Origin of the sequence: Marinobacter alexandrii (genome assembly GCA_039984955.1) — a bacterium.
GTDB lineage: Bacteria > Bacteroidota > Bacteroidia > Cytophagales > Cyclobacteriaceae > Ekhidna.
In genome coordinates this window covers 1062501-1087228 of the sequence record JBDWTN010000007.1, presented here as the reverse complement: position 1 = coordinate 1087228, position 24728 = coordinate 1062501, and the positions used below count along the sequence as shown (strand labels likewise).

19 protein-coding genes and 1 tRNA gene are annotated in these 24728 nt (G+C 36.9%); 16 read left to right on the top strand and 4 right to left on the bottom strand.

The features are described from left to right. Positions 1–12 precede the first annotated feature (12 nt). The 14 genes from ABJQ32_11055 to ABJQ32_10990 all read left to right on the top strand — a co-directional run bounded on the left by ABJQ32_11055 (position 13) and on the right by ABJQ32_10990 (position 18426). On the top strand, positions 13–684 hold the full coding sequence (locus tag ABJQ32_11055) for an NAD-dependent epimerase/dehydratase family protein (GenBank protein MEP5290177.1): 672 nt from the start codon (positions 13–15) through the stop codon (positions 682–684). Next, a complete protein-coding gene (gene dtd / locus ABJQ32_11050) occupies positions 681–1133 on the top strand; it encodes a D-aminoacyl-tRNA deacylase (protein MEP5290176.1) in 453 nt (150 codons plus the stop codon). The genes ABJQ32_11055 and dtd overlap by 4 nt, the downstream gene beginning before the upstream one ends. A gap of 96 nt (positions 1134–1229) precedes the next feature. Beyond that, positions 1230–3017 (top strand): translation elongation factor 4, encoded by a 1788-nt coding sequence (lepA, locus tag ABJQ32_11045; GenBank protein MEP5290175.1) that lies wholly within the window; start codon positions 1230–1232, stop codon positions 3015–3017. A gap of 11 nt (positions 3018–3028) precedes the next feature. After that, positions 3029–3898 carry a bifunctional 5,10-methylenetetrahydrofolate dehydrogenase/5,10-methenyltetrahydrofolate cyclohydrolase gene (locus ABJQ32_11040; GenBank protein ID MEP5290174.1) on the top strand — a complete coding sequence of 290 codons (870 nt, stop codon included), beginning with the start codon at positions 3029–3031 and terminating at the stop codon, positions 3896–3898. Continuing rightward, complete coding sequence (locus tag ABJQ32_11035; GenBank protein MEP5290173.1) at positions 3882–4499, top strand: 7-carboxy-7-deazaguanine synthase QueE; 618 nt, start codon at positions 3882–3884, stop codon at positions 4497–4499. The genes ABJQ32_11040 and ABJQ32_11035 overlap by 17 nt, the downstream gene beginning before the upstream one ends. Further along, a complete protein-coding gene (locus ABJQ32_11030) occupies positions 4454–6406 on the top strand; it encodes an OmpA family protein (protein ID MEP5290172.1) in 1953 nt (650 codons plus the stop codon). The genes ABJQ32_11035 and ABJQ32_11030 overlap by 46 nt, the downstream gene beginning before the upstream one ends. A gap of 249 nt (positions 6407–6655) precedes the next feature. After that, positions 6656–9751, top strand: a complete 3096-nt coding sequence (locus tag ABJQ32_11025) for a SusC/RagA family TonB-linked outer membrane protein (GenBank protein ID MEP5290171.1) — start codon at positions 6656–6658, stop codon at positions 9749–9751. 27 nt (positions 9752–9778) lie between these two features. Further along, positions 9779–11227, top strand: a complete 1449-nt coding sequence (locus ABJQ32_11020) for a RagB/SusD family nutrient uptake outer membrane protein (GenBank protein MEP5290170.1) — start codon at positions 9779–9781, stop codon at positions 11225–11227. Between the two features lie 11 nt (positions 11228–11238). Continuing rightward, positions 11239–12177 (top strand): hypothetical protein, encoded by a 939-nt coding sequence (locus tag ABJQ32_11015; protein MEP5290169.1) that lies wholly within the window; start codon positions 11239–11241, stop codon positions 12175–12177. A gap of 1 nt (position 12178) precedes the next feature. Beyond that, positions 12179–14080 carry a fasciclin domain-containing protein gene (locus ABJQ32_11010; GenBank protein MEP5290168.1) on the top strand — a complete coding sequence of 634 codons (1902 nt, stop codon included), beginning with the start codon at positions 12179–12181 and terminating at the stop codon, positions 14078–14080. A 76-nt stretch (positions 14081–14156) separates the two neighbouring features. Further along, the gene (locus ABJQ32_11005) at positions 14157–16391 is read left to right on the top strand and encodes a T9SS type A sorting domain-containing protein (protein ID MEP5290167.1); all 2235 of its coding nucleotides are present in this window, start codon (positions 14157–14159) and stop codon (positions 16389–16391) included. Continuing rightward, entirely contained in the window at positions 16391–17080 is a 690-nt protein-coding gene (locus tag ABJQ32_11000) for a hypothetical protein (GenBank protein MEP5290166.1), read from the top strand. Before ABJQ32_11005 ends, ABJQ32_11000 begins: the two co-directional genes overlap by 1 nt. 29 nt (positions 17081–17109) lie before the next feature. Beyond that, positions 17110–17529 carry a 6-carboxytetrahydropterin synthase gene (locus ABJQ32_10995; protein ID MEP5290165.1) on the top strand — a complete coding sequence of 140 codons (420 nt, stop codon included), beginning with the start codon at positions 17110–17112 and terminating at the stop codon, positions 17527–17529. Next, positions 17530–18426, top strand: a complete 897-nt coding sequence (locus tag ABJQ32_10990) for a hypothetical protein (protein MEP5290164.1) — start codon at positions 17530–17532, stop codon at positions 18424–18426. Here the strand turns inward: ABJQ32_10990 and clpX are convergent. From clpX to ABJQ32_10970, 4 genes are all read right to left on the bottom strand, one after another. Then, positions 18423–19652 carry an ATP-dependent Clp protease ATP-binding subunit ClpX gene (gene clpX / locus ABJQ32_10985; GenBank protein ID MEP5290163.1) on the bottom strand — a complete coding sequence of 410 codons (1230 nt, stop codon included), beginning with the start codon at positions 19650–19652 and terminating at the stop codon, positions 18423–18425. The two genes, ABJQ32_10990 and clpX, sit on opposite strands and share 4 nt — an antisense overlap. A 4-nt stretch (positions 19653–19656) precedes the next feature. After that, positions 19657–20325, bottom strand: coding sequence for an ATP-dependent Clp protease proteolytic subunit (locus ABJQ32_10980; GenBank protein MEP5290162.1), 669 nt, complete (start codon positions 20323–20325; stop codon positions 19657–19659). A 90-nt stretch (positions 20326–20415) separates the two neighbouring features. Beyond that, on the bottom strand, positions 20416–21732 hold the full coding sequence (locus ABJQ32_10975) for a trigger factor (protein MEP5290161.1): 1317 nt from the start codon (positions 21730–21732) through the stop codon (positions 20416–20418). A gap of 83 nt (positions 21733–21815) precedes the next feature. Beyond that, a tRNA-Leu gene (locus ABJQ32_10970) sits at positions 21816–21897 on the bottom strand. 97 nt (positions 21898–21994) lie between these two features. Between ABJQ32_10970 and ABJQ32_10965 the strand changes: the two genes are divergently transcribed. After that, positions 21995–24199, top strand: a complete 2205-nt coding sequence (locus ABJQ32_10965) for a bifunctional (p)ppGpp synthetase/guanosine-3',5'-bis(diphosphate) 3'-pyrophosphohydrolase (GenBank protein MEP5290160.1) — start codon at positions 21995–21997, stop codon at positions 24197–24199. 45 nt (positions 24200–24244) lie between these two features. After that, the gene (locus ABJQ32_10960; protein ID MEP5290159.1) at positions 24245–24682 is read left to right on the top strand and encodes a transcriptional repressor; all 438 of its coding nucleotides are present in this window, start codon (positions 24245–24247) and stop codon (positions 24680–24682) included. Positions 24683–24728: the final 46 nt, after the last annotated feature.

The window sequence follows — 24728 nt, the reverse complement described above, 5'->3', positions numbered from 1 at the left end:
ATAACCTGATACATGTCAAAAAAGACGGCTGCAATTATAGGTGCAACAGGACTGGTTGGGAGGCAATTGGTTCGATTGATGCTGAAAGAAAATCTCTATGATTCAATTAAGATAGTAACTCGTAGATCTTTAGAACTATCAGATTCAAGAATTCAAGAGATTATTGTTGAAGACTTTGATTGTCTAATAAATTCTTCTGGGCAATTAGATGCAAATGATTTTTACTGCGCATTAGGTACTACAAAAAAGAAAGCAGGCTCAAAAAAAGCGTTTCTGAAAGTAGACGTAGATTATCCTATTGCATTTGCGGAAATTGCGAAAGAACAATCAGGATTTAATCAATTTTTGGTTGTATCAGCAGTCGGAGCTAATAGCTCTTCTCCATTATTTTACAACAGGGCAAAAGGACAATTGGAAGAGTCTCTTCAAGCATTGGAATTGAGAGCGCTTAAAATTTTTCAACCATCATTGTTATTAGGTGATAGACAAGAGACACGTGCATTTGAAGAAGTAGCTAAAGCAATTAGCGCAATTGCTTCCTTTTTTCTTATTGACTCAAAAAAGAGAATAGGAGCTATTCGGGATGTTGAAGTTGCAAAATCAATGTTGAAAGTAGCTGAGAAGAATGCTGAGGGCTTCAAAAGATTCAAGCCAAATCAAATGATAGATATTGCATATTCATGAGAGTAGTCATACAAAGAGTAAGTTCAGCTTCTGTTGAAATAGGAGGAGACATAAAATCCCAAATTGGAAAAGGGTTACTGCTCCTTGTCGGTATTGAAGATACAGATAGTCAAGAAGATATTGACTGGCTCTGCCGTAAGATTAGTGGTTTGAGAATCTTTCCTGATGAACAGGAGGTTATGAATAAAAGCCTTTTAGATATAGAAGGAGAAGCTTTGGTAGTAAGTCAATTCACATTGCACGCCAGTACTAAAAAGGGTAATCGTCCTTCATACATCCAGGCAGCAAAGCCAGATGTAGCAGTTCCTTTATACGAGTCATTTGTGAAGACATTATCAGCTCACCTTCAAAAGACAGTTGAAACGGGACAATTTGGAGCAGACATGAAAGTTTCACTAGTCAATGATGGACCAGTTACCATTCTGATAGATACCAAAAACAAACAGTAATATTTTTTTGAATGAATAGGTGAAAGGATTGTTACCTTTGCGCCTAATTTTCAAAGGATTGAGGAGATTGAAAGTCACAATCCGTGGACTAGTCTTATGAAGAACACTCGAAATTTTTGTATTATCGCCCACATCGACCATGGTAAAAGCACTTTGGCTGATAGGCTTTTGGAATTCACTCAAACAGTAACAGAACGTGATATGCAGGCTCAGTTACTTGATAATATGGATTTGGAGAGAGAGCGGGGAATCACCATTAAGAGTCATGCCATCCAGATGGATTATGAATTAAATGATGAACAATATACGTTAAACCTTATTGATACTCCTGGACATGTAGATTTTTCATACGAAGTGTCTCGATCAATAGCGGCATGTGAAGGAGCACTTCTGGTAGTAGATGCTGCTCAGGGAATAGAAGCACAAACAATATCAAATCTTTATCTCGCACTTGAACACGATCTGGAAATTATCCCAGTCCTTAATAAAATAGACCTTCCTGGTGCAATGCCTGATGAAGTTTCTGATCAGATAATTGATCTAATTGGTTGTGAAAAAGAATCAATCATTCATGCTAGCGCAAAAGAAGGTATTGGAATTACTGATATTTTAGAAGCAATCGTAGACAGAGTGCCTGCTCCACAAGGGGATACGGAGGAGCCACTCCAAGCCATGATCTTTGACTCTGTGTTTAATCCATACCGAGGCATTGAAGTATTCTTTAGAGTATTTAATGGATCTCTGAGTAAAGGAGACAAGGTGAAGTTTGTCAATACAGGCAAAACGTATGAGGCGGATGAAATCGGAGTATTGCGTTTGGAGCATGAACCAAGAAAGACTATATCTGCAGGGAATGTAGGTTACTTAATATCAGGAATTAAAGTAGCTAAAGAGGTGAAAGTAGGAGATACTATTACTCATGTAGATAATCCTACTCAAAGACAAGTAAAAGGATTTGAGGATGTAAAACCGATGGTTTTTGCAGGCATTTATCCTGTAGAGACGAGTGAATTTGAAGAGCTTCGTGCTTCCATGGAAAAGCTCCAATTGAATGATGCTTCATTGATCTGGGAACCAGAAACTTCTGCCGCACTAGGATTCGGATTTAGATGTGGATTCTTAGGAATGCTCCACATGGAAATCGTCCAGGAAAGATTGGAGAGAGAGTTTAATATGACAGTGATCACTACTGTCCCTTCAGTGCGTTTCCATGCGGTAGAGAGTGATGAATCAATCTTAAAAGTAAGTGCACCTTCTGAGCTGCCAGAATCTAATACTATTAGCCATATTGAAGAGCCTTTTATTAGAGCGCAAATTATTTCCAAAGATGAATTTATAGGTCCAATAATCGCCCTTTGTATGGATAAACGAGGGGAGATCAAGAACCAAGTTTACCTCACATCAAGTCGAGTTGAATTGACATTCGAAATCCCTCTTGCGGAGATCGTTTTCGACTTTTTTGATAAGTTGAAGACTATTTCTCGAGGTTATGCGTCACTTGATTATGAGCTAATTGGCTATCGAAAATCAGACATGGTTAAATTGGATATCATGCTGAATGGAGATAAGGTGGATGCCTTATCTGCTATTGTCCATAGAGATAAAGCATATGAATGGGGTAAGCGACTTTGCGAAAAACTGAAAGAGTTAATCCCAAGACAGATGTTTGAGATTGCAGTTCAAGCAGCAATCGGAACAAAAATAATTGCGAGAGAATCCGTAAAAGCTATGCGTAAAAATGTATTAGCAAAATGCTATGGAGGTGATATCTCGCGTAAAAGAAAGCTTCTGGAAAAACAGAAGAAAGGAAAAAAGAGAATGCGCCAAGTTGGTAATGTAGAAATCCCACAGGAAGCATTCATGGCTGTTTTAAAACTTGATTAAATACTTGAATAATGCCTACAATCATTGACGGACGCAAAGTCTCGAAAGACATCAAAAGAGAGATTGCAGAGAAAGTTGAGAAAATCAAAACAGGAGGGGGGCGAGCGCCTCATCTGGCTATTATCATTGTAGGTGATGATGGAGCAAGCCATACATATGTAAATGGAAAAATCAACGCATGCAAAGCAGTTGGTTTTGATTTCACACTGATGCATTTTGCAAGCACTATCTCAGAAGAAAAGCTCATTAAACACATAGAGCAAATGAATGAGGACGTTGATATCGATGGATTCATTGTTCAAATACCTCTTCCTGATCATATCTCAGTGGAAAACATCACGGAAAGAATTTCACCGCTCAAAGATGTAGATGGCTTTACTAATCAAAATTTTGGAAGCATTATTTCAGATAATCAACTTTTACTGCCAGCTACTCCATACGGAATTATGGAGCTTGTTAGAAGATATGACATCCCTACAGAAGGAAAAAACTGTGTAGTAGTTGGTGCTAGTAGAATAGCGGGAGCACCTCTTAGTTTGATGATGCTTCAGGAAGGACAGGCTACAGTTACCGTTTGTCACAAGGCAACCATTGATTTAAAATCGCATACCAAGGAGGCAGACATTCTCGTTGTGGCAGTTGGAAAACCAGGTCTTATTTCAAAGGATATGGTTAAAGAAGGAGCTGTAGTCATTGATGTTGGAACCACCCGTGTTGAGGACCCTTCACGTAAATCAGGGTTTCGCTTGTCTGGTGATGTAGTCTATGAAGATGTGGCTCCCATTGCAAGCTATATCACTCCAGTACCTGGGGGCGTGGGTCCAATGACAATCGCTTCCCTACTATTGAACACCTTAAAGGCATATGAGCTCAATCACTGATCCGGAATATCTTCCGGTGATGGAGTCTTTCTATACTATACAAGGGGAAGGCTTTTTCTCGGGAACTCCCGCTTATTTTGTTAGGCTTGGAGGTTGTGATGTTGGCTGTGTCTGGTGTGATGTCAAAGAATCATGGGATGCATCTCAATTTGATTGGGTTTCAATAGAAAACATTACTGAAGAAGTGAAAAAATCTGGTGCTCATGTTGTTGTAGTGACTGGTGGCGAGCCTTTAATGTACGATCTTTCGATGCTTACAAAGAAGTTAAAAGAAGCAGGTCTTCAAACCAACATTGAAACTTCAGGTGCATATCCAATCACCGGTGATTGGGACTGGATTTGCTTCTCCCCAAAGAAATTCAAAGAACCCTTAGTTGAATTTTATAACTCATCACATGAATTGAAAGTCGTAGCTTATAATAAAAGCGATTTCAAATGGGCTTTAGGACATAGCCAAAAAATGAACAAGGATGCACAATTGTTTCTTCAACCTGAATGGTCAAAAGAAAAAGAAATGACACCTTTGATCGTTGATTTTGTGAAAAAGAATCCTGAATGGAAAATATCACTACAGACACACAAATACATGGATATTCCATAAAGAGAGTTTTCTCCCTTCTTCTCTTACTTGCAATTTCTACAGTTTCATTTGCTCAGTCGGGACTTTCCACTGATAGCAAAAAAGCAAAAAAGCTATATGAAAAGGCAGATAAGAAATATAAGGAACGAGATTTCCTCACTGCTATATCGTATTTGGAAGAATCGGTTAGACAAGATTCTGAATTTTTTGAGGCTTACATCCGTATGGGGAGTTTGTATAATGCGATGGGTCAAGAAGATTCAGTTTATTCAAAGTTCCAACTTTACGAAAAAACAGCTCTAGACCCTATTGCCTCAGTATTAGAGAGACTTGCCTTTATGGCTTTTGATCGAGGTGAATATGGGAAAGCTGAATCCTTCCTTAATAAATTCCTAGTGAAGGTGCCTGAACGTGAATCCAGTAGAGATATTGACCTCTTAATTCGAAGTATAAGATTTGCTAAAAAGGAGTTAAAAAAGCCTGTTGATAGTATCGAATTAAAGATATTACCTTCTGAGGTAAACAGATTCAAACTTCAATATTTACCATCAATTACAGTCGACAATGCTTCCATGTTTTTCACGAAGAGAGATTATGTTCAGGGAGATGAAGATATCGTAGTTAGTCATTTTGTAGATGGAAAATGGACTCCTGCAGAATCAATCTCACCTAGAATAAACTCATCGCTAAATGAAGGAGCTTGTGCAGTATCCGCTGATGGAAGAACGATGATTTTCACTTCTTGTGATGGAAAATACTCTTTAGGTAGCTGTGATTTATACATTACAAGAAAAGTGGGTGATAATTGGTCTAAGCCTAAAAACCTTGGAAAGCCTATAAACTCAAGATACTGGGAATCACAACCCTCATTATCAGCAGACGGCAAAACCTTGTACTTTTCCTCTAACCGGACAGGAGGGCTTGGAGGTAGGGATATTTGGGTATCTAAAAGTGCAGACGGAAAATGGTCTGTTCCCATAAATCTGGGTGGAGATGTAAATACTCCAAAAGATGAGACCACACCATTTATCCATCCGAATGGTTCAGATTTGTATTTCTCAGCAAATAGCTACCCTGGGATGGGAGGATATGATCTTTTCGTCTCTTCTAAAACTGACTCTTTGTGGTCCATTCCGAGAAACTTGGGCTTTCCTATTAATACATTTAAAGACGAAGTAGCTATAATAATAGGTGCCGAAGGTCAAATGGCATATTTCGCTAAGGAAGAACAAAAGAATTTTGAAATACTGGATAGCAAAATTGTAAGTATCACGTTACCTAAAGAAATTCGACCCGATCCAGTTTCGTATAACATAGGAAGAGTAACAGATAAGGAAACTCTAATTCCTTTGAAAGCAGAGGTGGAAATAATCGATCTGAATACGAACAAAGTAATCTATAGAAATGAGTCCGACTCATTAACAGGTAGCTATCTGATGATTGTACCTGCAGGACTGGAATTAGCAGCTTATGTTAAGAAGAAAGGATATCTATATTCTGACTTTCATTTCACAACGCAGACCAATAAAGTTTCAGAACCAGATACAATAAACATCAAGCTCAAACCTATATCGGAAGGAGAATCCCTGATACTTAAAAACATTTATTTCGACATAGATTCCTATGAGATAAAAAAGAAATCAATCTCCGAATTAGATAATGCTTATCAACTTTTAATTGAAAATCCAGACATGATAGTAGAGATTGCTGGTCATACTGACGACATTGGATCAAAAAATTATAATCAACAATTATCAGAAAAAAGAGCAGGTGCTGTATATGATATGCTTACTTCTAAAGGCATATCAAGGAGTAGAATATCTTTCAAGGGATATGCCGATTTGCAGCCCTTATTGCCTAATACAACAGATTCCAACAGAAAATCCAACCGCAGAATAGAATTTCGTGTCCTACGAGTGAACCAATAAAAGGTTCTACTTTTTATTACAATTTTCGAAATTTTCTTTATTCAGAATTAAATTAAAGTTTTAGTGAGAGTGATAGGTTATTATTTGGCGAATCTCATTTTTTTTTCAAAAACAGCTAATAAATACCTTAAAAACATTATCTCATATGCTTTAAGGTCAATTTGATCGAATTAAGAGTTTGTTAATTATTCTTAAAAAGAGATATCTTTCGGGTTCAAATAATTAATGTTTAACGATTAACTAGTAAGTATGAAGAGGATTTTACTACTAAGTTTTGCGTTCTTAACTGTTGTTGCATTCAGTGCAATGGCGCAAAGGACGGTTTCTGGAAAGGTCACTGACGACACAGGTGAGACCTTACCAGGAGTGAATGTTGTGATTAAAGGCACAACAACAGGTGTTACAACTGATCTTGATGGAAATTACCGTCTTTCAGTTGAAGATGGTGCTACACTTACCTTCTCCTATGTGGGTTTTGAAACTCAGGAGATTCTAATAGGAGCACGAACTACAATTGATGTAACCCTAGGTGGAGCTACTGAGCTTCAAGAGGTTGTTGTTACTGGTTACAGTAGCACAACTAAAGAGAAATCAAGTATTTCGGCAGCTACTGTTTCAAACAAGAATATTCAAAATCGACCGAACCCCTCATTTGTTCAGACATTGTCGGGACAAGTGGCAGGTCTGAATATTACAACGACAAGCGGTCAGCCAGGAGCTAACTCTAATGTGAATATTAGAGGTATTGGTTCAATCAATGGAGATACTGAGCCATTATTTATTATTGATGGAGCACCTGTAAATCAGGATAACTTTAGAAGCCTTAACCCAAATGATATTGAATCAGTTTCTGTTCTTAAGGATGCGGGAGCAACTGCTATTTATGGAAACAGAGGAGCAAATGGAGTAATTGTTGTAACAACGAGACAAGGAACTTACGGTAGCCCATTACAAATTGAATATACATATAGAGTAGCTTCTTCAAAGCTTCAGGATAATGGTTATGACCTGATGGGAACACGTGAGCAATTAGAGCTTGAAAGAGCGGCGTTCGGATTGGGTCTTGGTCCAGCACCGATTTATCATCAAAATAGAACAGGTCAGGGTATTCCTGGATTGAATATTCAATCTGATGGAAGTTATTTGCCACTTACGAATGTTCAACTGGATTCAATAGCAACAAATAAGAATGCAGACTATGTGGATTTCTTTTTTGATCAAGGAATTGCGCAGCAGCATAATTTATCTTTGACTAAAGGAGGTGAAAATACAAGAGTCGTTCTCAATTTTGGTTATTTAAATCAGGAAGGAATACTTCAAAGTAGTAGTCTTGAAAGAGGTAATATTAGAGCAAACCTTTCAGGTAAAAACGATAACGGTAAATTCACTTACTCAGTTAATACTTCATTAAATTATTCAGATAGTGAAGAGCCTAATGCAATTGGTGGTGGAGGTATTAACCGTAACTACATTTTAGGAGCTTATCAGTCCGTGACTTATGTAACTCCAGATGAGTATACAAATGGCGCTGATATTCAGGTACCACTTGCTTTCGCAAATACTCCTCTATTCTTGATAGATAGATTGAATACCTACACAAGGACTGAGAATGAATTGAAAGTTATTGGAACCATTAATTTAGGATATGAAATAATTGATGGGTTGAGAATAGGATACCAAATTTCTGGAGATTTTCAGGAAGAGATATTAACACGAGCTGAAGGACCTAATTCTTTTAATGCAATTCTATTTGCTCAGACAGGTAATACTACTCCTGGATTCCAGGATCAGCGATTTACTAGAGAGTTTAGATATAATCAATTAGCGAGTCTTAATTATACAAAGTCGTTTGATTTACACACCATAACTGGTGGGTTATATACTGAAAACTTTCGAGCTAGACATGATCAATTTAACTTTAGATCCAATGGATTAGATCCTAAAACATTCTCCCCTGGTGACGGAAGTGCATTTGTCCCTGATAATGCTACTAACGACTTCTTCGCAAATACCGTCGGAGCGAATATTTTACAAGCAGGATTATTCTCGTACTTTGGTACAGCTGGATATGACTATGATTCAAAATATGGTGCCGATTTCACTGTAAGAAGAGATGCTTCGTTCAGATTTGCTGAGAGTAACAGGTGGGGTACATTTTGGTCAGCTGCAGCGAGATGGAATATTCACAATGAGTCTTTCGCTTCAAATTTACCATTTGATATCCTTAAGTTAAGAGCATCTTATGGTGTGACAGGAAACCAGGTTATCAATGTGCTTGACGTAGCATTAAATGAATCCCAAGTATTTTCTTCTCCTGATAGAACCAGAGACCTTTTTGCAACTGGCGCAGGTTACGGTGGAGCTAATTCATTGTTCCTAAGTCAAATAGGTAATTCAAGTTTGAGTTGGGAAGAACAAGAGCAGTTTAATATTGGATTAGATGCTGAATTGTTTCAAAGTAGACTAAGAACCAAAGTGGATTTTTACCAGAAAACGACAAGTGGTCTTTTTCAGTCAGTTCCTGTATCAGCAGTTACATCTGTAACAAGCATTAACGCGAACTTTGGTGAAATGAGAAATAGAGGAGTAGATTTAGAACTTGCCTATGATGTTTTGAGAAATCCTAATGGTCCTAACTTAACTGTTAGAACTGTTGGTAACTATAATAAAATCGAATTATTAGAGTTTCCAGGAGGTCTTGAAGAGCAAGTTGGTGTTGGTAGAATTGGAGGCCCTATTAGAGAAGTATTCGCTGTGAGATATGCAGGCGTGAATCCAGCTAATGGTAACTTATTGTTTTTAACGGCCGATGGAGAGATTACAGAAACTCCTGATGCTGATAATGATAGAGTTTGGACAGGGAAGAACAATATTCCAGACTATCAGGGTAGTATTAATATTGACTTTGACTATAAAGGAGTGTTTGTTCAGATTCAAACAAACTACGTAATAGGTGTATATCGATTTGATAATGATTATGCTGGGTTTATCAATCCTAATAATATTGGTCAATTCAGACACTCAAGAGACATAAATCGTGCTTGGACTCCAACTAATAGAGTAACGGATATCCCAAGATTGAATGCAACCAACAGAGCACTTGCAAGTGATAGATTTTTAAGAAATGCAGATTACTTAAGAATTAGATTTGCAACCATTGGTTATGATTTCCCGAAATCTATGCTCGATAAGACTGGATTCCTTCAAAGAGCAAGAGTATTTGTAAATGGTGAGAATATCTTAACATTTACTGATTGGAGAGGATTTGATGTTGAAGGTACCACAGGTTCAAGGCTTTATCCAACGCCAAGAACATTCTCGTTGGGAATAGAGCTAGGTTTTTAATCAATAATTTGATATAACATGAAGAAAATGAATAAATATATTATTCTAGGCTTAGTTGCACTTACTGTAAGTTGTAACGAGTCGATAGATATAGATCAAGTTGGAAGACTTGGAGCTGAACAGGCATTTCAGTCTTTAGCTGATCTGGAATCTGGTATCCTAGGAACGTATAATCAATTTGATTACACTCCTTCGATGCAATGGGCATCCAATTTTACGGATGAAATAGCAATTGGTCCTGATAATGGAGGACAAGGGCAAGCAGTTTATTCCGGTATTGTAAATACAGGTTCTGCAGTTACATCTTCTATTTGGCAGACGTATTACGATGCGCTAAACTCGGCTAATCGAATTATCGAAGCTGCTGATTTAATTGAAGCAGAAGAAGATGAGGTTGACGCATATAATAATGTGTTAGGTGAGGCTTACGCATTAAGGGCATGGGGCTTATTTGAACTTTGGTCGTATTACACAATTAACTACACAGATGGTACAGCTTTATCTGCTCTGTTGGTAAATTTTGTTCCCGAAGTTGCGACTCAGTTGCCAAGAGCGACAAGTACAGAATTCTTAACTCAGATTGGTGAGGATTTAACTACTGCCGCAGGATTGTTAACAGTACAGAGTAGTCCAACACGAGTAAGTCAAGATTTTGTAACTGCTTTGAGAGCTAAGGTAGCTCTTTACACGGAGGATTATACTACTGCAGATGCATTAGCAGCTAGCCTACTTGCAAATTATCCAATTTCAAATACAACCCAATTTGAAGGTATGTGGGATGATTCAGATGATACGGAGATTATCTTTAAATTGGAAAGATCTGTTGGTGATCCGTATGACGGTCAGGGTGCTACGGGTAGTGCTAACGCCGGAGGCTGGGCAGGAGCAAACTATGCTTTTGTGAATCCAACTGTGGATGGATCTCCTTACTTCGTAATGAGTTCGCAGTTATTTGATTTAATGCCTGACGGAGACATTCGTAGAGAGGTGTATGTTGATGAATCAGCAGCTCCTGATTATGCTGTACTTCCTGTAGGTAAATATCCTGGATCAGGAGGGCAGCCTCTTCTCAATGATCTAAAGATATTTAGATCAGCTGATATGTTGTTAATAAGAGCGGAAGCGGCGGCCTCTTCAAGTGATTTTGCTGCTGTTGCAACATTTATTGATGAATTGAGAGATGCTAGATTTGGGACAGATGTAGCAACACCAGCTGTGGCTAATCAAACTGCAGCTTTTGCCGCAGTGTTAGAGCAAAGACGAATCGAATTTGCTTTTGAGGGTCATAGATATAGAGATCTTAAAAGACTAGGAGTGAGAGCGGGAGTATCAGTCAGTAGACCAGATGCCGAATGTACAAACTTTGGTAACTGTTCCATAGCTTCTGATGACTTCAGATTCACCTTACCTATTCCACTGTTTGAATTGGATGCTAACCCGGCGATTACAACACAGAATCCTGGTTACGAACAATAAATTAATTTGACATGAAAGTACATAATAATTTAATTAATAGATTTTTCTTCCTGCTCATGCTAACATTTGTTATTGGGGCATGTGAAGAGGAGGATTCGGGAGAACTGATAAATGATGATTTGACAGGAACGATAAAAGTATATTTCGATCCTACAACTCCATCAGAGGTTAGTGAGACTTCTAATGTTGTATCCACTCCTGATGGATCAACATCAATCACGACGCAAAACACGTTAGAAGTAGCGGTTATTAGAACAGGTACTGATTTTAGTTCTGATGCCACGATTAATTTCACTGCTACAACGACGTATGCAGTTACATCAGATTTCTTCGATGAAGGAGATGATGCTTCTGGTACTGTTACTTTTAGCAATGAGGGTACAATTACGATACCTGCTGGACAGACTAGAGGTTCATTTTTTGTAGCTATTGCTGATGATGTTGTAGCAACTGGAGATAGAGCAATTAATATAACATTGACGGAAACAAGTACGGGAGAATTAGGTTTAACTTCTTCTAATCCTCAGACTTCCCTAACGGTAACCATAATTGATGACGATTGTCCAATCACTATAGCTGACTGGGTTGGAGTATATACTGTAGATGAAAATTTCACTGCGGGTACTAATGCTCCTAGTGGATTGTCAGATTTCTTTGCTGAATCTTATCAGGTTGAAATAGCATTAGATCCATCTGATGTCACAGGAACGAAAGGGATCATTACTAATTCTACTGGATTCGATCAGTACTTTAATGACGGTTTGGTAGTAACCTTTTTGACCTGTCCAGGTCAAGTTTCTTTCAGTGAGCCAGCACCGAATGTAGCCCTTTTTAGAAATTTTGTATTTGAAACTTCAAGTTACAGTGAGGGTAATTTTTCTATTAAATGTGAAGGGCCATTAGCAACTTTTGGAGCATATCAATTCACTTTAACTAAGCAAGCAGAATAATATGAAGAATTTTATATATACAATCGCAGTGACATTCATAGTTATTTTGAGTGCATGTGGTGATGATAGAAGCAGTCCAAGTGTAATTCAGTACACTGGTGATGTAGAAGGTCTTTTTACTGAGGCTCGTATATCGGGAGTAAACCTATATTACGATGCACTCATAAAAACGGGTCTTGACGCAAGATTGTCAGAATCAACTGAAAGAACATATCTGGTACTTAACAATCCTGCAATGCAAGCGGCACTTGAAAACAGCGGGTTTTTGACAGTTGCAGCTGCTGATGAAGCATTTCTTGCTCAGTTAATTAATGATCATACCATTAGCGGTAGCATTATAACTGTGGATGAATTCGCAAAAGGGATTTTAACTGCTGAAAGTGGTTCTCAGATATATGTTTCTGTTGAAGATGATGTAGTGTTTAATAGTCAAGCAGTAATAACTGATGGGAATAATATAGCATCAAACGGAATAGTTCATGTTGTTAATTTTCCTATGTTGACATTTCCAACTTCTAGTATAGGAACTATAGTGGCTGATTTATCTGCTGATGCAACTACACCTGAATTCACGATTTTAGATGCAGCCCTGGAGGCAACAGGTTTGGACGTAACTCTCAGCAGTGGCACTAGTGATTTTACTGTGTTTGCACCTACGGATGCAGCATTTGCTAACATAGGAACTACACTGGCTACATTAGCAACTGATTTCACAACAGATGAGTTGACAGCACTACTGCAAGGACATGTTTTAGCGGGTAGATTTTTAACTCAGGATCTTGCATCAGGAAGAACGTATACATTAGCTGGTGGATCAGGTACTGCAAAGGGCCTAGACATCAGTGTAGAGGTAAGCGAAATTGATATAGAGATTGATGCTGGACAAACATCTAGCACAACAAGTGTAAATACACTAGCGACAAATGGGGTTATACATATTGTTGACGAAGTATTATTTACTGAAGCATTTATTTACGAAGCTTTAAGTGGAGATGTACCTATAGACGATCCAGAAACAGAGCAGGGCTCGTTGAGCAATTTTCATACAGCACTTGAGGCAAGTAGTTTTGATTACAGTGCTCTATTAAGTACGGAGACTGAATATACTGTTCTTGTGCCTGATGCATACGCTGGAGGAAATACTCAAGCTGAGTTAGATGCTTACATCTTCGAGGGAATTCTGGATATTGAAGATGCAGTTGGTTCTAGAATAGAGTCAATAGGTGGTGATCAATATTTCGTTAGTTCGACAGAAAGTTTAGATACAGATCGTATAGCTCTTTATGGGCAAAATGGTTCTAGTATTTTAGCGAAGGAATGTGGAGCTGATGACGATGCATGTTTGCAAGACGTTGAAGCATACAATGGCAATGTTACTTTGTTAGCGGGAGAGGTTATTCCTCTTTCTAATATAAGTACCACGTCTGTTGTACAAGCAGCTACTGATACTTTAGATTTATTCTTCGAAGCGTTAATATTTCTTGAGTTAGATAGTTTAATTGATGTCACATATTTGGCTGTTCAAAATTCTGAATTAGAGGAGCTTTACAGAGATGCTTTTGATGCCGGGGGTGTTTTTGATCAAACAACAATCGCAGCTGGCAACTATGCAGGCTTAATCACTAATATTGAGTCAGCGGATGCCGCAACATTATTAGCAGTTATACAACGACACATAATCACAGAACTGTTTTTTAGTCTTGATCTGGTCGCTGATTTGGAATTTAGTAATCGTGCTGGTGAGACACTAGATTATGGAACAGTAACAGTGGGTATGTCTACTGAGACTGGATTTGTGATTAATGATGACACAGAGTTCACAGTAGTAGAAATAGTGCAAGCTAATGCAACTGGTAGCAATGGAGTTGTCCATGTTCTAGAGTCCGCATTGCCAGAACTATAAATTATAAATATATGTTATAAAAGGGCCATAGTACTATGGCCCTTTTTTTGCTTTAAAAGATTATTAAAACTTGATTATGAGGAGATTAAAGTATTTACTTTTCTTAGTATTAGTGTTAGTATTAAGTTCTAATGCTCAAACAATCGATCCTACCTGTGGCACTGTTGCTACTGAAGAACAGGTTGAGTTTATGAATTCAGTCATCAATCGTGATACTTTTCTGGGTTCTGCAAGAATATCAAATACCTCAAATACTGTTAGTGTACCACTTAAATTTTTCATTATTAGACAGTCCGATAATTCTGGAGGTCTTGCTTTAGCAAGAGTTTCTGCTTTGATTGATGAAGTAAACGATATCTACTCATCTGCTGGTATGATTTTTTTTGAAGTCGAAGAACCCACAATCATATCAAGCGATCAATATTATAATTTGGATAGTTCTCAAGAGCAGGAACTAGCAGGTCCGAATGATAAAGTAGGTGTGGTTAATATCTATGTGTCTGGGGCACTTACAAGTGGAGGTTCATCCCTTTGTGGTTATACAAGATTTCCTCCAAGTGCAGATAGGATATTTTTGGCTATGTCTTGTGCAGATAATGAATTCGGTACTACAGCTCATGAATTGGGTCATTATTTCACCTTGTATCATACCCATGGGAAAACAAATACTGGCACAACAGATGAATTAGTTAATGGAAGCAATTGTACTATAGCGGGTGATGACTTGTGCGATACAGCTGCTGATCCTAATTTATCAGGGAATGTAAGTGGATGCTCATATTCCGGAAGTGCTAGAGATGCTAATGGCGCTTTTTTTGCACCTGATCCAACTAACATAATGTCATATGCACCTAATAATTGTAGGAATACTTTTACAGTAGGACAGTTTGAAAGAATAAGAAATGGCCTTGAATCAGGTAGGGATTATTTAAATCTTGTTTATGAAAACTTTACTTCAAAGTTCACCTCAGATACTAGATTGGGATGTTCTCCTGTCACAATAAAATTCACAGATTTAACTAATAATTCGGTATCTCGAAATTGGAGTTTTCCGGGAAGCGATAAAGAAAGTTCACCATTGAAAACTGTATTTGTTACCTATGATGAACCAGGATTCTATGATGTTACTCTCAGTGTTACCAATGATGCAGGACAAGAATCCACAGTTACACGAGAAAATTATATTTTAGTTCGTGATCCTTATGAAAACCTAATTCAGAGCCCTTCTTTTCGATCTTTTAGCCCAGGAGATTTGCCAGAAAGTTGGTCTATTGATAATAGTGATCAATCATTGACGTGGGAGTATGATGAGAACTCAGTAGACTTGGATGGCGGTTCTTTTATGGTAAATAATTTTGATTATAACCCAGAATTGTTACCCCAGTATGATAACCTTAATTTTAGTTCGTTTGATTTGAGAGATCTCAAGTCTCTAACAATAGAATTTGCGTATGCATATACACACCGTTTTTTTGAAACGGGAATTAGCTCAGAGGCCTACGATACTTTAGTCTTGGGCTATAAATTGGATTGTAATGAAGATATTAATATCCTTTTTAAAGAAGGTGGAGAGGAGTTACGCACCACTACATCCGGCATAAATAGTTATTTCGTGCCTTCTGCTGATGATTGGTCTTTTATTTCGAATAGATTTGAAATCTCTGATATATCGCATGTAGAAGATTTCTCTTCAATAACCCCGGTTATACAGAATCAAACAGGAAATGGCAATAATTTGTATATTGATCAGGTTAGTCTAGTTCCGGATTTTTCACTTGACTCTGTTGAGTTTTTCCGTGGAAATTTTTCAAATAATCAAACCATTTTAAGGTGGTTCAATCCTGCGATCAATTCGAGGAGAGTAATTATTGAGCGGAATATTAATAATGAAGGATTTATTAGAATAGATTCAATTGACCCTTCAATAACTGAATACATTGATGATTCGATTCCATTTGAAAACTCAACTACAATACGATATAGGGTAAAGAATGAGAATGACGTGGAAGAATCTAGCTATTCAGTTGTTGCTGATGTAGTTCTTACAGTAACTGGAGTAGATGAACTAAGCGATTTCATTATTTATCCTAACCCTGCAAAAAATATGATTAACATTTCTTTAAGTGAAGAACTTCAAAATAGGGTTTATCGTATTGATATTGTTAATATAAACGGGAAAGTGGTTTTAGATGAACCCAGCCTCAAAACAGATTCATTAATTGATTTATCAACCTTGAACAATGGCATATATTTTGTTAGAATTCATACTGATAGGACGGTAATTAAAAGAAAAATATTAAAACTTAAATAATGAACAGTATAACTAGATTTAAGATTTTCACTTGCGTATTTTTATTTTTCTTGACTCTTAGCTATGCTCAGGGGTTAAACATTGGAGATATAGTTGATCCTAACAGGAATAACCGAGATCTCTGGGGTGATGGTGGTAGAGAGAACATAATAGGTAGCCCTTACCTATTGGATGAATGGATGATGGGAGAAATTAAAACTAAATCGGGTGCAGTTTATCCCAATATTAAGATTAAGTATGCCGCATATTCTGATCAATTATTCTTTCTATCAGAAAACGGTGATGAGAGAACAATAGCGCGTGAAAAAGTTCAGCATTTTCAATTTAATGACAATGATGGGAATGCTTATTTATTTAAGCATATCCCGTATCATGGTTTTCTATTAAACCTAGCTAGTGGCGATGTTTCATTATTTAAAAAAATAGTTAAAGAAATAAAGGAAGCTCCAGAACCAAATGGTTATAATTCCTCAGTAGGTCAAGCTGAATTTATTTTAAGAGAAACTTATTATATTTCACCATCAAAAGACGGTATAGTACAAAGCGTATCAAACAAAAAAGAATTTGTAAGCCTATTTCCCGATTTGGAAAGCAAAATATCGAAATACATAAAGCAAAATAAAGTTAGATTTAAAAAGGACGAAAAGATTATCGGCTTAGTGAACTATACTGCGTCAATCAAAAACTAACTACGTTTTGTTATAAATGACTTTAGAGCATGATTATCGTTCATAGAAAGGAACATTTCAATGCTGCTCACAAACTATACAACCCAAGCTGGAGTGAGGAAAAGAACTTAGAAGTTTTCGGACCCTGCGCCAACAAAAATTGGCATGGGCATAATTTCGAGTTAATTACTTCTGTGAAAGGAAAAGTCAATGATTCTACTGGATTTGTTATTGATCTTAAAAAATTAAGTGATGTAATAAGCCAAGAAATAATTGATAAGGTAGATCATAAAAACATCAATTTAGATGTGCCATTTATGGAGAATAAGATGGGTAGTTGTGAAAACCTGATCATTGAATTTTGGAAAATACTGCAAGCACATATTCCAAGAATTAGTTCTACAGCTTCGCTATATAGACTTAGACTCTACGAAACCCCTCGTAATTTCGTGGATTATTACGGGGAATAAATGAAGTATCTAATTTGGTCTGAGAACCTTATTTGTAAACACCAAGCTTCGCTTTTGACGAAGGAGTTAGAGCGCTTTGATGTTCGAAGTGAAATAATTTTTACAAATTCGAGTAAAACAGGCTTAGGTAAAGAACTATTTAGATCCGATCCGGATTTATTCATCGTATTTGGCTCAAAAAAAAGTAATTCAATAGTCAAGAGAGCAAATAAGCTCAAGATTAAGACTTGTTTTTTCTATCAGTCACTTTTAGATGGACAGTTGCTGGGCAGTAATTTGCTTAATGCCTGTAAGATTTATGTAGACCTTCCTGCTCCTGATGATCAAATGGGTTTTGAGTATTCAGGCAGTTTGCTTTATGAGTATATAAGAAAAAATGAATCCTATAGCGATCAAGAAACCTCTGAAATTTTAATATCAATTTTTGTGTCCGGTACACGTGATATGAAAATGGCAGAAAAGATGAGGGTTAAGTTTCAAAGGCTACTTCCAGAATATAATTTTATAGTGGTTGATGTTTCTAAAAATTTTACAGACGCTATTCGGATGGCAGTTCGATCCAATGCAATAGTCGCAATGGATCAATTGAGTAGTATGTTTTCAGTACTCACCAACTGCCCCAGTGTATTGATTAATAAGAAATTGTTCTTTAAAGAGAGATTAAAAAATCAATCTATAGTAAATGAGTTATTAGGTAGAGAAGCAATTTCTGTCTTTACACAAGATAAATCAGTAAATATCACAGAAGAAATTAGTAGAATATTGCTTGATCATCAATATTGTGCAGAAATAATGTCAAGCTTTCAAGAATTGAAATTGATAATAGGTATGGAACCTGTGGCGAGACAAACTGCGCAAAAAATGGTTGATTGGTTAGAGGAAGCTAATGAAACTTAAGCAGCTCTAAGCTTATTGAATTTAGATTTTTCAAATTTCTCAGCGGCATAAGTCTTATCAATCACGATATCTTTTATGTCTTTGTTAGAAGGTAACTCAAACATAGCATCAGTTACGATCGCTTCACAAATAGACCTCAAACCACGCGCACCTAACTTAAATTCCATTGCTTTTTCCACTATGTAATCCAAAGCATCATCTTGAAGATCAAGTTTGACTTCTTCCATATCAAAAAGCTTGGTATACTGTTTTACCAGAGCATTTTTAGGCTCTGTCAATATTCTCTTTAGTGCCTCATTGTTCAAAGGATCTAAATGGGTTAATACTGGTAGTCTACCTATTAACTCAGGAATAAGCCCAAAGCTTTTTATGTCTTGCGCTGTGATATACTGCAGGAGATTATCCTTGTCTATAGCTCCTGAATTGAATTCATTGTCATTTGCAAAACCTATGGGTTGTGTATTTAAGCGATTTGCAATGTGACGCTCAATACCATCAAATGCACCACCGCAGATGAAAAGAATATTTTCGGTGTTCACATTAATCATCTTCTGATCAGGATGTTTTCTACCACCTTGGGGCGGTACATTTACAGTTGTACCCTCAAGTAATTTTAAGAGTGCTTGTTGTACACCTTCACCGCTCACATCTCTTGTTATAGATGGATTATCTGATTTTCGCGCAATCTTATCTATTTCATCTATATAGACGATTCCTCTTTCGGCTGCTTCAACATCATAATTGGCTGATTGGAGCAATCTGGTTAGTATGCTTTCAACATCTTCCCCAACATAGCCAGCTTCAGTAAGGACTGTGGCATCAGCAATACAAAATGGTACCTGAAGAATTTTAGCTAATGTTTTAGCTAGATAAGTTTTTCCAGTCCCTGTTTGGCCAATCATGATAATATTTGACTTTTCAATCACTATATCATCACTATCAGATGCTTGCATTAATCTCTTGTAATGATTGTACACCGCAACTGAAATGTATTTTTTAGCCTCATCTTGACCTATAACAAACTCATCAAGATGCGATTTCATATCAGCAGGCTTGATGAGTTTAAAATTGGGGCTATCGTTTTCAGATGTAGTTTTTAATTCCTCGTTTAAAATTTGTTGAGCCTGAGCAATACATTTATCACAAATGTGAGCATGTATCCCAGAAATCATTAGGTCAACATCTTTTTTATTTCTACCACAAAAACTGCAAGTTACTTGAGCCATAATATTATTTTCTCTCTAAAACCTCATCGATTAAGCCATATTCCTTAGCCTCAGATGCACGCATCCAATAATCTCGATCAGAGTCTTTTTCAATTTGGTTATATGTCTTACCAGAGTGTTTGGCAAGGATATTATAAAGATCCTTTCTTAATTCAAGTGTTTGCTTGAGTGTAATTTCCATGTCTCTTGATTGACCCTGCATTCCGCCACTTGGTTGGTGAATCATAACTCTAGCGTGCGGAAGAGCGGATCTTTTTCCATGAGCACCTCCGGCCAAAAGTACAGCTCCCATAGAAGCAGCCATTCCGGTACAGATTGTAGCAACATCTGGATTTACATGTTGCATCGTATCGTACATTCCTAATCCAGCGTATACAGATCCTCCTGGACTGTTTACATAGAGTAGAATATCCTTTTTTGCATCTACAGACTCAAGAAATAGAAGCTGAGCTGTAATAATATTTGCGATGTTTTCCTCCACTTGAGTGCCTAGGAATATAATTCTATCCATAATAAGGCGTGAAAACACATCAATTTCGCGAAAATTAGTGGGTCTTTCTTCGATAACGGCCCTAGTCATGTTTTCTACATGATGAACATAATCATCAACGGCTGTTCCGCTTATATTTTGGCCTTTTACGGCATATTTTCTGAATTCCTCAGTGTTTATCATTTCAATAAGTTAAAGTATATGGTGTAAAAATAAAAAAGTCCTGGTTAGAGGACTTGTTCAAAACTTAAAATGATGTCATTTGGTTCAAAATCAAAGTTTTCTGAATTCATCCAACGAAATAGTTTTTTCCTTGACAGTCACTTCGCTTTTGATGTGTTCAAGCACTTTATGAGACTGAACTTGATTGAAAACTTTCATATAGTTCTCCCCATTTTCTCCTTGTAAATAATTTTCAGCAAAAGAATCAAGCTGGTCATCCATCTGATTTCCCATTCCAGAACCGGCAAATTGATTTTTGATGAGTTCTTTTGCCTCATTGGTTACATCTTCGTGTTCAACCTTGATATCTTGCTTCTTCACAAGTTGATTTCTGATCAAAGACCATTTCAACTCTTTGGCGTATGACTCATATTCTAGCTCCATAAGTTCAGGAGTAATGTTATCGTTAGTTCGAATCAACCATTTCTTCAGAAACTCATCCGGCAGGTTTATTTTAGAAGACTCTGTAAGCTTTTCTCTTACTTGATGATCAAAAAACTTATCTGATTCTGCTGTATAATTTTGGGAAACAATTTCTTTAACACGATCCCTAAAACCCTCTTCATTCTTAATAGTGTCCTTACCAAATGTTTTGTCAAATAGCTCTTGGTTGACTGGAGCTAATTTGTGATGATTGATAGCCTTAAGAGTAAATGTCAATTTTTTCAATTTCTTAAATTCCTCATCATTCAATTTCAGCTGATTTTTAAGAGCATTTTCATGCTTGAAGCTTTTCTTAGGATCAATCTCAACTTCAGAACCATTCTTTATACCGACCAATTTCTTCAAAGTATTCTTTTCAGTATCTCGAATATCGATGCTTATTTCTTGATCGATTTCTCCATCCTTAGATTTTATCTGACCATACAAAGTATCTTTATCAGAAGAAACTTCTGGATTTTCAATCTCTCCAAATTGGCGTTGAAGGTTTTCGATTGTTTCATCAATTACGTTATCATCCACATTGATGAAGTACTTATCCAACTTCACCTTTTTATCAGCTTTAACTTCAAATTGTTCAGCAAAACCAATCTCGTACTCAAATTCGAACGATTCTTGATTCTCCCAATCAAACTCTTCGTTTTGCTGGACAGGTAATGGCTCTCCAAGAAACTGAGTATCACCTTCTCTTAAGTAGCTGTTAAGTTTTTCAGAAACAAGCTTGTTGATTTCATCAACGATAAGAGCATTCCCGTACATTTTTTTTATCATGCCAGTGGGTACTTTTCCCTGACGAAAACCTTTAATGTTAGCAGTCTTGCTGTACTCTTTGATTTTTTGATCTACACCTGGTTGAAAATCAACTTTGTTTACGCTAATTTTAATTACACCTTGTGTTTTTTCTGTTTTGTCAAAAATTATATCCAACGTACTATTGTTTGATGTTTATAAAATAAAAACCCTCTTACTCGTCCCATTGATCGGGTATCGGAAAGAGGGTTGTTTCTTAGTGCGGATGAAGGGACTCGAACCCCCATGCCTCGCGGCGCTAGATCCTAAGTCTAGTGCGTCTACCAATTTCGCCACATCCGCAGATTTCATCGCTCAAACTTTTTCTTGCTCCGAAAATCGGATGGCAAAAGTAGGTAATATTTTTGATTCAACAAGGGTTTAATTTTGTAAAATTATTATGGTAGTAGAGGAAGATTTAGAGTCGGAAAAGAAAGAGATCATTAGGCGTTACAGAAGGCTCTTAAGAAAAGCCAAGCCGGTCCTGAAAGATGGTGATGCTAAAATTATTAAAAAAGCATTTTACACTTCCATGGAAGCACATAGTGGAATGCGCAGAAGATCTGGTGAGCCTTATATTTTTCATCCATTAGAGGTTGCAGAGATATGTGTTTCGGAAATTGGGTTAGGTACTACTTCTATTGTAGCAGCCTTACTGCATGATGTCGTAGAGGATACAGATTATGAGCTGGATGATATAGAAAGACTTTTTGGAAAAAAAGTCGCGATAATTATCGATGGCCTTACCAAGATAGCTGGTGTCTTTGATCAGGGAAGCTCACAGCAAGCAGAAAACTTCCGAAAGATGTTACTTACATTATCAGATGATGTCAGGGTTATCTTAATTAAGCTTGCTGATCGCCTACACAACATGCGCACCCTTGAGAGTATGCCTAGAAACAAACAACTCAAGATTGCAAATGAAACCATCTACTTATATGCACCACTAGCTCATCGATTAGGACTTTATGCTTTTAAGTCCGAATTAGAAGATTTATACCTTAAGTATTCTGAACCAGAAGTTTATGATGATATAGCAGGGAAAATAAACGAAACAAAAGACTCAAGAAATAAATTTATCAGAAATTTCATTAAGCCAATCAAGGACAAGTTAAACTCCCTGAAGGTAGACTATGAAATAAAAGGCAGACCGAAATCAATCCACTCTATATGGAATAAGATGAAAAAGCAGAGTGTACCCTTTGAAGAAGTTTTTGATCTTTTTGCTGTCAGGATAATATTAACTGTGCCATACAAAGATGAAAAAGCACTTTGCTGGCAGGTATATTCATTGGTGACAGATTACTATCAGCCAAATCCGGACCGATTAAGAGATTGGATAAGTATTCCCAAAGCAAATGGTTATGAATCTCTTCACACAACAGTAATGAGTGATACAGGTAAATGGGTTGAAGTACAAGTTCGGACTCGACGAATGGACGAAATAGCAGAAAAAGGATATGCAGCTCATTGGAAGTATAAAGATGGAAAAGTGACCGATGAAACCGGTTTAGAAATGTGGATATCAAAGGTCAGAGAAATACTTGAGCAGAATGATGGCAATGCGATAGAGTTTGTTGATGACTTTCGGTCAAACTTATATAGTGATGAAGTTTTTGTCTTTACGCCAAAAGGCGATTTGAGAACATTACCTCAAGGAGCTACGGCTCTAGATTTTGCATTTGATATTCATACCGAAATAGGGGAGCATTGCCTTGGAGCAAAAGTCAATCAAAAACTAGTGCCACTTAACTTTGAATTAAAGAATGGTGATCAGGTAGAGATACTTACTTCAACAAAACAAAAACCGAATGAAAGTTGGCTTCAATACGTAGTAAGCTCTAAGGCTAAATCTAAAATCAAGGATGCCCTCAAAGAAGAGCGAAAAATATTTATTGATGAAGGCAAAGAGATTGTCAAAAGAAAGCTCAAACAACTTAAAATAGATTACAAGCAAACAGTTCTAGAAGAAATTGCTAATTACTTCAATGTCAAATCGGCTTCCGATCTGCTTTATTTAGTTGGTATAGGAAAAATAGATCATTCACTTATCAAATCGTTTATTAAATCTGATAAGCCGAACTCAAAGACAAGAATAGGTGAGGGGGACGTTAAGGATGTCGAAGAAAAGCTTAGTAAGGTTAGGAAGACAGATAGTGACCTTCTTTTACTCGGAGAAGATTTAGATATTATAGATTACAAGTTCGCCAAATGTTGTAATCCCATAGCAGGAGATGACGTTTTTGGCTTTGTCACAGTTAGCGAGGGTATCAAAATTCATCGTACAACCTGCCCCAATGCTGCTGAGCTATTATCTAATTATGGATACAGGATTATAAAAGCTAAGTGGGCTTCATCGAGGAAGCATTCTTTTGAAGCTACACTATCGATTATAGGAACAGATCGTCTTGGGTTGGTTAGTGATGTTTCCAACATTATTTCTGAAGAATTAAAAGTAAATATGCGCTCATTATCTATTAATACAGAGGGGGGAATCTTTGAAGGTATTATTCGCTTATATGTAGAGGATACTTCGCATATTGATATTTTAGTCAAAAAACTAGAAAAAGTTAACGGAGTAGTAAAAGTCAGTAGAACAAACTGATCGATTACCTTAAATTATATTTGCCGTATGCATGGACAAAATATCATGGATGAAGTCAAAAAAATTTTTCAAGCACATCTTGAAAATAAGAACCTTCGAAAAACCCCAGAGCGATTTGCGATTTTGGAGGAGATATACGTTCGAGAGGGACACTTTGATGTTGAGTCCCTATATGTAAGTATGAAAGACAAAAATTACAGGGTTAGTAGAGCAACTGTGTATAACACTTTAGACTTGCTCGTGGATTGTGATTTAGTAACAAAGCATCAGTTTGGAACCAATTTAGCACAATTTGAAAAAGCATATGGCTTTCGACAACATGATCACCTTATATGTACAGATTGCAATAAAGTACATGAATTTTGTGATCCACGCATTCAAAATATACAAACCACCGTTGGTCAACTTTTACAGTTTAATGTGATGCATCATTCATTAATATTGTATGCTGCTTGTGAGAAGAAAAATTGTGAAAATAGATAATTCGAGCTCATCCTAGAATACCAAAACGATTGGCGTCCAATGAAGA

Bases quoted from the DNA above. Each gene is read 5' to 3' on its own strand.
- clpX (MEP5290163.1), bottom strand. From the start codon at position 19,652: ATGGCTCAAGTAACTTGCAGTTTTTGTGGTAGAAATAAAAAAGATGTT.
- dtd (MEP5290176.1), top strand. From the start codon at position 681: ATGAGAGTAGTCATACAAAGAGTAAGTTCAGCTTCTGTTGAAATAGGA.
- ABJQ32_11025 (MEP5290171.1), top strand. From the start codon at position 6,656: ATGAAGAGGATTTTACTACTAAGTTTTGCGTTCTTAACTGTTGTTGCA.
- ABJQ32_11040 (MEP5290174.1), top strand. From the start codon at position 3,029: ATGCCTACAATCATTGACGGACGCAAAGTCTCGAAAGACATCAAAAGA.
- ABJQ32_11055 (MEP5290177.1), top strand. From the start codon at position 13: ATGTCAAAAAAGACGGCTGCAATTATAGGTGCAACAGGACTGGTTGGG.
- ABJQ32_11035 (MEP5290173.1), top strand. From the start codon at position 3,882: ATGAGCTCAATCACTGATCCGGAATATCTTCCGGTGATGGAGTCTTTC.
- ABJQ32_11005 (MEP5290167.1), top strand. From the start codon at position 14,157: ATGAGGAGATTAAAGTATTTACTTTTCTTAGTATTAGTGTTAGTATTA.
- ABJQ32_11010 (MEP5290168.1), top strand. From the start codon at position 12,179: ATGAAGAATTTTATATATACAATCGCAGTGACATTCATAGTTATTTTG.
- ABJQ32_11030 (MEP5290172.1), top strand. From the start codon at position 4,454: ATGGAAAATATCACTACAGACACACAAATACATGGATATTCCATAAAG.
- ABJQ32_10995 (MEP5290165.1), top strand. From the start codon at position 17,110: ATGATTATCGTTCATAGAAAGGAACATTTCAATGCTGCTCACAAACTA.
- ABJQ32_10980 (MEP5290162.1), bottom strand. From the start codon at position 20,325: ATGATAAACACTGAGGAATTCAGAAAATATGCCGTAAAAGGCCAAAAT.
- ABJQ32_11015 (MEP5290169.1), top strand. From the start codon at position 11,239: ATGAAAGTACATAATAATTTAATTAATAGATTTTTCTTCCTGCTCATG.
- ABJQ32_10965 (MEP5290160.1), top strand. From the start codon at position 21,995: ATGGTAGTAGAGGAAGATTTAGAGTCGGAAAAGAAAGAGATCATTAGG.
- ABJQ32_11000 (MEP5290166.1), top strand. From the start codon at position 16,391: ATGAACAGTATAACTAGATTTAAGATTTTCACTTGCGTATTTTTATTT.
- ABJQ32_11020 (MEP5290170.1), top strand. From the start codon at position 9,779: ATGAATAAATATATTATTCTAGGCTTAGTTGCACTTACTGTAAGTTGT.
- ABJQ32_10990 (MEP5290164.1), top strand. From the start codon at position 17,530: ATGAAGTATCTAATTTGGTCTGAGAACCTTATTTGTAAACACCAAGCT.
- ABJQ32_10960 (MEP5290159.1), top strand. From the start codon at position 24,245: ATGGATGAAGTCAAAAAAATTTTTCAAGCACATCTTGAAAATAAGAAC.
- lepA (MEP5290175.1), top strand. From the start codon at position 1,230: ATGAAGAACACTCGAAATTTTTGTATTATCGCCCACATCGACCATGGT.